9 protein-coding genes are annotated in these 7,508 nt (G+C 66.2%); 7 read left to right on the top strand and 2 right to left on the bottom strand.

Annotated elements, in window-relative coordinates:
- Positions 1 to 4: 4 nt before the first annotated feature.
- Together A0U87_RS08625 and A0U87_RS08630 are read right to left on the bottom strand one after the other, a co-directional pair.
- On the bottom strand, positions 5 to 691 hold the full coding sequence (locus A0U87_RS08625; protein ID WP_137405440.1) for a pentapeptide repeat-containing protein: 687 nt from the start codon (positions 689 to 691) through the stop codon (positions 5 to 7).
- Between the two features lie 8 nt (positions 692 to 699).
- Positions 700 to 1,848 carry a PQQ-dependent sugar dehydrogenase gene (locus A0U87_RS08630; RefSeq protein WP_048937885.1) on the bottom strand — a complete coding sequence of 383 codons (1,149 nt, stop codon included), beginning with the start codon at positions 1,846 to 1,848 and terminating at the stop codon, positions 700 to 702.
- Positions 1,849 to 2,012: 164 nt separating this feature from the next.
- Here A0U87_RS08630 and A0U87_RS08635 point away from each other — a divergent pair, with 164 nt between their 5' ends.
- The 7 genes from A0U87_RS08635 to A0U87_RS08665 form a co-directional block, all read left to right on the top strand.
- Positions 2,013 to 3,128 carry a GNAT family N-acetyltransferase gene (locus A0U87_RS08635; protein ID WP_048937886.1) on the top strand — a complete coding sequence of 372 codons (1,116 nt, stop codon included), beginning with the start codon at positions 2,013 to 2,015 and terminating at the stop codon, positions 3,126 to 3,128.
- Positions 3,125 to 3,970 carry a proline dehydrogenase family protein gene (locus A0U87_RS08640; protein ID WP_122928811.1) on the top strand — a complete coding sequence of 282 codons (846 nt, stop codon included), beginning with the start codon at positions 3,125 to 3,127 and terminating at the stop codon, positions 3,968 to 3,970. Before A0U87_RS08635 ends, A0U87_RS08640 begins: the two co-directional genes overlap by 4 nt.
- A 158-nt stretch (positions 3,971 to 4,128) precedes the next feature.
- The gene (gene rimP / locus A0U87_RS08645) at positions 4,129 to 4,653 is read left to right on the top strand and encodes a ribosome maturation protein RimP (protein ID WP_048937897.1); all 525 of its coding nucleotides are present in this window, start codon (positions 4,129 to 4,131) and stop codon (positions 4,651 to 4,653) included.
- A 13-nt stretch (positions 4,654 to 4,666) separates the two neighbouring features.
- Positions 4,667 to 6,241: a transcription termination factor NusA gene (gene nusA / locus A0U87_RS08650; RefSeq protein WP_048937887.1), complete on the top strand. Its 1,575-nt coding sequence runs from the start codon at positions 4,667 to 4,669 to the stop codon at positions 6,239 to 6,241.
- Positions 6,242 to 6,247: 6 nt separating this feature from the next.
- Positions 6,248 to 6,481 carry a 4-oxalocrotonate tautomerase family protein gene (locus A0U87_RS08655; RefSeq protein ID WP_017499897.1) on the top strand — a complete coding sequence of 78 codons (234 nt, stop codon included), beginning with the start codon at positions 6,248 to 6,250 and terminating at the stop codon, positions 6,479 to 6,481.
- Between the two features lie 63 nt (positions 6,482 to 6,544).
- Positions 6,545 to 7,258 carry a DUF448 domain-containing protein gene (locus tag A0U87_RS08660; RefSeq protein ID WP_010337417.1) on the top strand — a complete coding sequence of 238 codons (714 nt, stop codon included), beginning with the start codon at positions 6,545 to 6,547 and terminating at the stop codon, positions 7,256 to 7,258.
- Between the two features lie 9 nt (positions 7,259 to 7,267).
- Positions 7,268 to 7,508: translation initiation factor IF-2 associated domain-containing protein (locus tag A0U87_RS08665; RefSeq protein ID WP_137405441.1), on the top strand; the 241-nt coding region annotated here is incomplete at its 3' end.

A 7,508-nucleotide genomic window follows, 5' to 3' on the forward strand; every position in this document is an offset into this window, starting at 1 on the left:
CGGCTCAGCGCACCTTGAGCCCCAGTTCGGCGAGCAGTTCGCCGGCCTGGTCGCGCGAGATGGTGGCGCCGCGAAAGCGGCTGGCATCGCCCAGATGGACGCCGCCTATGTCCGCGCCGCGCAGGTCGGCGCCCTCGAACCGGGCACCGTCCAGCATCGCCTCGCGCAGGCTGCAGCCCTCGAAACTGGTCATGCGGAAATCGCATTTGCGCAGGTCTGCCTGCGAGAAATCGATGCGGCTCAGCCGTTGCTTGCGGAAGGACAGGCCGGGCAGGCGCGCGTCGATCAGCAGGCATTCCGCCATGTCGACCTCCAGCGCGCGCAGGTCCGACAGGTCGGCGCCGGTCAGCTTGCACTGGGCCAGCCGGGCGCCCTCCAGCCGCGCCCGCCGCAGCACGGCATTGTTGAAATCGCATCCGGTCAGCACCGCGTCGCTGAGGTCGCAGCCGGTGAAATTCGCGCCGCAGCCCCGGCAGCCCTGCCAGCGCGTGCGCTCCAGCATGGCGCCGGCCAGATCGGCATTGCGCAGGTTGCAGCGCTCGAACTGCCAGCCGGTAAGGTCGAGCTGCGTCAGTTCCGCCGCCTCCAGATCGCAGTCGATCAGGACGTGGGGCGTGCCCGCCAGGGCAATGATGTCGGCGCGCGCCAGTTGCTGCCCGGTACGCGCGGGCAGGGCATCCATGTCGGTCATGCCGCTATCTATGCCTTGGGCGTCAGCTTGAGCAGGCGGCCCTGCGACTTGCCGCCATCCTCCAGCAGCCACAGCGCGCCGTCCGGCCCCTGTTCGACCTCGCGGATGCGCGCGCCCATGTCCCACTGGTCGGCCTTTTCCGCATCCTCGCCGTCCAGCTTCACCCGCACCAGCGACTGGCTCGACAGGCCGCCGATGAACAGCGATCCCTTCCATTGCGGGAACAGGTCGCCCGAATAATAGATCAGGCCGCCCGGCGAGATCACCGGATTCCACCAGACCTTCGGCGCCTCATAGCCGTCGCCGGGCTTGTGATCGGGAATGTCGCGGCCGTCATAATGGCTGCCGTTCGACGCCTTGGGCCAGCCATAGTTGAGGCCGGGCTTGATCAGGTTGACCTCGTCGCCGCCCTGCGGTCCCATTTCCTGTTCCCACAGGCGCCCGTCCTTGTCGAAGGCGATGCCCAGCAGATTGCGATGGCCATAGGACCAGACCGCCGGGTTGAAGCCCTTGGCGCTGAGCGGATTGCCCGCCGCCGGCGTGCCGTCGAGGTTCAGGCGCAGCACCTTGCCCAGGGTCGATTTGGGGTCCTGTGCCGGGTCGAACTTCTGTCGCTCGCCATTGGTGAAGAAGAGATATTTGCCGTCCGGCGAGAAAGCGATGCGGCCCGAATAATGGCCATTGCCCTCGACATAGTCGCTGGCGCGGAAAATGACCTTCACGTCCGCCAGCCTGGTCGTGCCGTCGCTCGCCTGGTCGAAGATGCCGGTGGCGAGCGCCACGCCCTTGCCGCCGGCACGATCGCCTTGGCCGACCTCGGAAAAGCTGAAATAGACTTTCTTGTCCTGCGCGAATGTCGGGGAGGGGACGATGTCCATCAGCGCGCCCTGACCTGCGCTATCGACCTTGGGGATGCCGGCGACCGGGATCTTGGTGCCGTTCTTCGGATCGAACAGAATCATCTCACCGGCCTTTTCGGTGATCAGCATCCGCCCGTCGGGCAGGAAGGTCATCGCCCAGGGTGATTCGAAATCGGCAATCACCGATGTCTTGAACGGCTTTTCCCCAGCGGTCGCACCGGCATTCTGGCCGGTCGCATTGTCCGCCGAACAGGCCAGCAGGGCGAGGGGGAGAGTGACGGCCATCACGCGCAGCATGGGAAACTCCTGTTATAATATTCGCGGGGGGAAAGCCGATTTTTCGGCGGGGGGTTCCATGCCCGCATCCTCCACCGGATGCGGGCATGGATGCAAGCCTCATCGGCGATCAGCCGATTTCTTAAGCTTCTGCCGCTAGAGAACTGAGCGGCAAGAGGGGGAATATGGTGCTGCACGGCGTATCGGATTTCGATGCTGCGTGCGCGCAGGCAGGCGCCTTGCGCGTCGAGCCGCTATGCCTTGCCGACGCGCTGGAATCGACCGCGCTGGCCCGCGCCTGGGAAAGGCTGGAGGCGCGCGCCGACTGGCCGACCCAGACCCGCCTGTTCGCGGCCACGCTGAACGATCGGATTGCCGCCGGGCCGAGCCGCATCATGACGGTTTGGGCTGGCGCCGATCTGGTCGCGCTGCTGCCGCTGTGCCGCGATGGTGGCGCACTGGCCCGCTGGCGGATGATCGGCGCGCGCGAGACCTATGAACCTGGCGACTTGCTGTGCAACGGGACGGCGGCGGCAGATGCGCTGGCCGGCGCGATCGCGCGTTTGCCGCATCCCTTGCTGCTCGATCGCATTTCGGCCGGGTCGCCCTTGATCCCCGCACTGGCGCGGGCGGTGCGGCGGCGCGGGCGGCTGGTCGTGCGACCGGCCATGGCCTGTCCCCATATCGCGCTGGATGAGGGGTGGCGCGACCCGGAAAGCCGCTTCAACGCCGGTCGCCGCTCCGATTTCCGTCGTGCCCGGCGCAAGGCGGAAGGGTGTGGCATGCTCCAATGCGAGACGCTGGCGCCGGATGCCGACAATTTCGATGCCTTGTTCGACGAGGCCGTCGCGGTCGAGGCGCAGGGCTGGAAGAGCGAGGCCGGCACCGCCATCGCCACCGACCCGCGCCAGGCGGCGATCTTCCGCGCCTTCTTCCGCGCGGTGGCGCAGCGCGGCGACCTGCGCATCTCCTTCCTGCGGATTGATGGCCGCGCCATCTCGATGCAGATGGCGGTGCTGTGGAACGGCCGCTACTGGCTGTTCAAGATCGGCCATGACGCGGCCTTCAACGCCTGTTCGCCGGGCGGGCTGCTGATGCTCCATGCCATCGGCTGGGCGGCGCAGGCGCGGCTGCACAGTTTCGAATTTCTCGGCGTTGCCGAACCCTGGATTCGCAAGCTCTGGACCCAGACGGAGCATGACTGCGTCCAGTTGCGCACCTATCCCTATAATCTGCGCGGCGCGGCGGCCTTTGCGGCGGACGCTATTGTCTGGTCGCGGCAACGGCTGTGGCGGCGGTGAAAGGCGGGGCCGCCTGGCGCCTGTTGCGGGACACGCGTTATGCCCTGCCCGGCGCGCTGGGGCGGGTCATCCCGGCACCCGACGCCCCCCATGCGGTGGCGATCGCCCGGCAACAGGCCCGCGCCGGCGCTGCCACCACGATCGGCTATTTCGAAGGGGCGGGGGGGGATCCCTCGTCGATCATGGCCGCCTATGCGCGGGTGGCACAGCGGGCGCGCGGCCTTGACCTCAGCCTGTCGGTAAAGGCGCCGCCGCTGCGTTTCGATCCGGTCAGCCTGCGCGAACTGGCGCAGATTGCGCGCCAGTCCGGCCTGTCGCTGGTGTTCGACGCCCATGGCCCGCAGGATGCGGACGAGACGCTGGCGGCGGTCGAACGGCTGCTGCCCGACTTTCCCGATACCGGCATCGTCCTGCCCGCCCGCTGGCAGCGCAGCGTGGCCGATGCGGCCCGGCTGCGCGACAGCAGCGCGCCGGTCCGGCTCGTGCGCGGTGAATGGCCCGACCCGGCGGGCGATGCCGTCGATCCCGATGCCGCTTATCTGACGCTGGTCGAAGCGCTGGCCGGCCGCGCGGCACCGGTCGCGATCGCCACCCATCGCCCCGCGCTGGCCGACCGGGCGCTGGCCCTGCTGCGCAACGCCGGCACGCCGTGCAGCCTGGAGCAGTTGCGGGGCCTGCCGGGCCGTCGTTGCCGGGCGGTGGCGCGGGGGCAGGGGGTGCCGGTGCGCCTCTATGTGCCGTTCGGTCCCGGCTGGATTCCCTATGCGCTGGACCGGGCGCTGGCCCGGCCCTATCTGCTGGCGTGGCTGTGGCGCGACTGGACGGGCCGCGCAGACCCCTGAAATAGCGCATTTTACGAAAGATGTTGCAGGTCATTGGCAACCTGCCTATATGGATATTGCTTCCTTACATCGTCACACATGTCAGGGTCGCAGGCACCAAGCCTGCGGCGGCAACAAGCAGCTATATATTTCTGGCCTATCTGATTTCTGGAGTATCCATGGCGGACATCGCCGAACTGACCGCATTGATCGAGCCCGAGGTAAAGGCCCTGGGGTTCGACCTCGTGCGCATCAAGCTGTTCGGATCGGGCGACGAATATACGCTGCAGATCATGGCCGAAGACCCGAAGACCAAGCAGTTGGTCATCGAGGATTGCGCCGCGATCTCGCGCCGCCTGTCCGACGTGATGGATGAAGTCGACCCGATCGAGGAAGCCTATCGTCTGGAAGTCAGTTCGCCCGGTATCGACCGGCCGCTGACCCGCTTGCACGATTTTCTCGAATGGGCGGGCCATGAAGCGAAAATTTCCGCGACCGAAGTGGTCGAGGGGCGCAAGAGCTTCCGTGGCATCCTCAAGGGCGTCGAGGGTGAGGATATCCTGTTCCAGGATGCTAAGGCCGGCGACGTCACCATCCCGTTCGCGCTGGTCGGCGATGCCAAGCTGATGCTGACCGATGCACTGATTTCTGCTACCATGCCGCTCTCCTCCGATGGGGCGGACGAGTTCGAAACCGAGGAATAAGGGTTTTATCGTCATGGCCAACGCCATTTCCGCCAATAAGGCCGAGCTGATCGCGATCGCCAACAGCGTCGCCAGCGAGAAGATGATCGACAAGGCGATCGTCATCGAGGCGATGGAAGATGCGATCCAGCGCGCCGCCCGTGCCCGTTACGGCGCCGAGAATGACATCCGTGCCAAGCTGGACCCGGACAGCGGCGACCTGCGCCTGTGGCGCGTCGTCGAGGTCGTCGAGGTGGTCGAGGATTATTTCAAGCAGGTGGACCTCAAGCAGGCCGCCAAGCTGAAGAAGGACGCCGTGGTCGGCGACTTCATCGTCGATCCGCTGCCCGCGATCGATCTGGGCCGTATCGACGCCCAGTCGGCCAAGCAGGTGATCTTCCAGAAGGTCCGCGACGCCGAGCGCGAGCGCCAGTTCGACGAGTTCAAGGACCGCGTGGGTGAAATCATCACCGGCGTCGTCAAGTCGGTCGAATTCGGCCATGTCGTCGTCAATCTGGGCCGCGCCGAAGGCGTGATCCGCCGCGACCAGCAGATCCCGCGCGAAGTGGTTCGCGTCGGCGACCGCATCCGGTCGGTCGTGCTGAACGTGCGCCGCGAAAATCGCGGTCCGCAGATCTTCCTCAGCCGCGCGCACCCCGAATTCATGAAGAAGCTGTTCGCGCAGGAAGTGCCCGAAATCTATGATGGCGTCATCACCATCATGGCCGCCGCCCGCGATCCGGGCTCGCGCGCCAAGATCGGCGTCATCAGCCGTGACAGCAGCATCGATCCGGTCGGCGCCTGCGTCGGCATGAAGGGTAGCCGCGTCCAGGCCGTCGTGCAGGAAATGCAGGGCGAAAAGATCGACATCATCCCCTGGTCGGAAGATACCGCGACTTTCGTCGTCAACGCGCTGCAGCCGGCCCAGGTCGCCCGCGTCGTCATCGACGAGGAAGAAGAGCGCATCGAAGTCGTCGTTCCCGACGATCAGCTGTCGCTCGCCATCGGTCGCCGCGGCCAGAATGTCCGCCTCGCTAGCCAGCTGACCGGCAAGGCGATCGACATCATGACCGAGGCCGACGCCAGCGAGAAGCGCCAGAAGGAATTCGTCAGCCGTTCGGAAATGTTCCAGAACGAACTGGACGTCGACGAGACGCTGTCGCAGCTGCTGGTCGCCGAAGGCTTTGGCGAGCTGGAAGAAGTCGCCTATGTCAGCGTCGAGGAACTGGCCGGGATCGAAGGTTTCGACGAGGACCTGGCTGCCGAGCTGCAGAGCCGTGCGCAGGAAGCGCTCGACCGTCGCGAACAGGCCGCCCGTGAAGAGCGTCAGGCGCTGGGCGTCGAGGACGCGCTGGCCGACATGCCGCACCTCACCGAAGCGATGCTGGTCACGCTCGGCAAGGCCGGCGTCAAGACGCTCGACGATCTCGCCGATCTGGCCACCGATGAACTGGTGCAGAAGAAGCGCGTCGACCAGCGTCGTCGCAAGTCGGACAGCGGCAATGAGGACAAGGGCGGCATCCTGGCCGCCTATGGTCTGACCGATGAGCAGGGCAATGAGATCATCATGGCCGCCCGCGCCCACTGGTTCGAAGGCGAGGAAGCGTAAGCCAAGATGCCTTTCGTCGACATCCGCCTGGCCGGTAGCGCGACTCGCGAGCAGAAAGCCGCGATCGTTGCTGACGTCACCCAGTCGCTCGTGGAGCGGCTGGGAAAGCCGGCGGCTGCCGTCCAGATCGTGATCTCGGAAGTCTCGACCGAAAATTATGCGGCCGGCGGTCAGTTGATCGCCGACCGCGCAATTTCTCCAAACAGGGAGGACGCCAATGCTGCGGACACTCCCCGATGAGAGAATAAGCCTACTCGACAGCGTTGGTCTTGCCCTTTTGTCCGTTTTGGCGGAGGGGCGCGCATGACCGAACGCAAATGCATATTGAGCGGCGACCGCGCCGATCCCGAAACGCTGATCCGCCTGGCCATCGGCCCTGAAGGGCAGGTGATGCCCGACGTCCGCGCCAAGGCGCCGGGCCGGGGCGCCTGGATCGGCGTGTCGCGGGCCGAACTGGAAACGGCGCTGGCCAAGGGCAAGCTCAAGGGGGCGCTCGCCCGCGCCTTCAAGGAAGGCGCTCTTGAAATTCCCGACAATCTTCCCGATCTGGTGGAGGCCGGGCTGCGGCAGGATCTGCTCAGCCGCCTGGGGCTGGAGGCTCGCGCCTCCATGCTGCTGACCGGATCGGAAAAGATCGACGTCGCATGCCGCAAGGGCATGGTGAAAATGCTGCTCCATGCCGCCGATGCGGGCACGGACGGCAATCGAAAACTGGACCAGGCCTTGCGCGTGGGACAGGAAGCGGAAGGCACGGATCTTGCGGGCATCGTCTTGCCTGTGGACCGGCACGCCCTATCTATGGCAATGGGGCGCGACAATGTCGTCCATATCGCGGTGACCGACTCGCGGGCGACAGTGCGCCTGCGTGCGGCTCTGGGCCGCTTGGAAAGCTATCTGGGATGCGCTACCGGGGCGCCGGTGCATGGGGAGCAGGACTCCGCCGATGCGCAGGCGCATGAGGCTGCATGGAATGATGCGTCGGCGGCTGCGCCGGCTGATGATGATGTGAAGGGTTAAACATAGTCGATGAGTGACAGCAACGAAGACAAGCCGGTTCTGGGCCGCAAGCCGCTGGGGATCAAGCGCACGGTCGAGTCCGGTCAGGTGCAGCAGCAGTTCAGCCATGGCCGCAAGAACACGGTCGTGGTTGAGGTGAAGCGGCGCCGCGTCCCCATGGGCAAGCCGGGTGAAAGCACCGGCGCTGCGCCCGCTGCTGCGCCCCAGGCTGATCCGACGCCGGCCGCGCCCGCAGCGCCGGCCGCACCCC

The organism is Sphingobium sp. MP9-4, assembly GCF_005281675.1.
Classification (GTDB): domain Bacteria; phylum Pseudomonadota; class Alphaproteobacteria; order Sphingomonadales; family Sphingomonadaceae; genus Sphingobium; species Sphingobium yanoikuyae.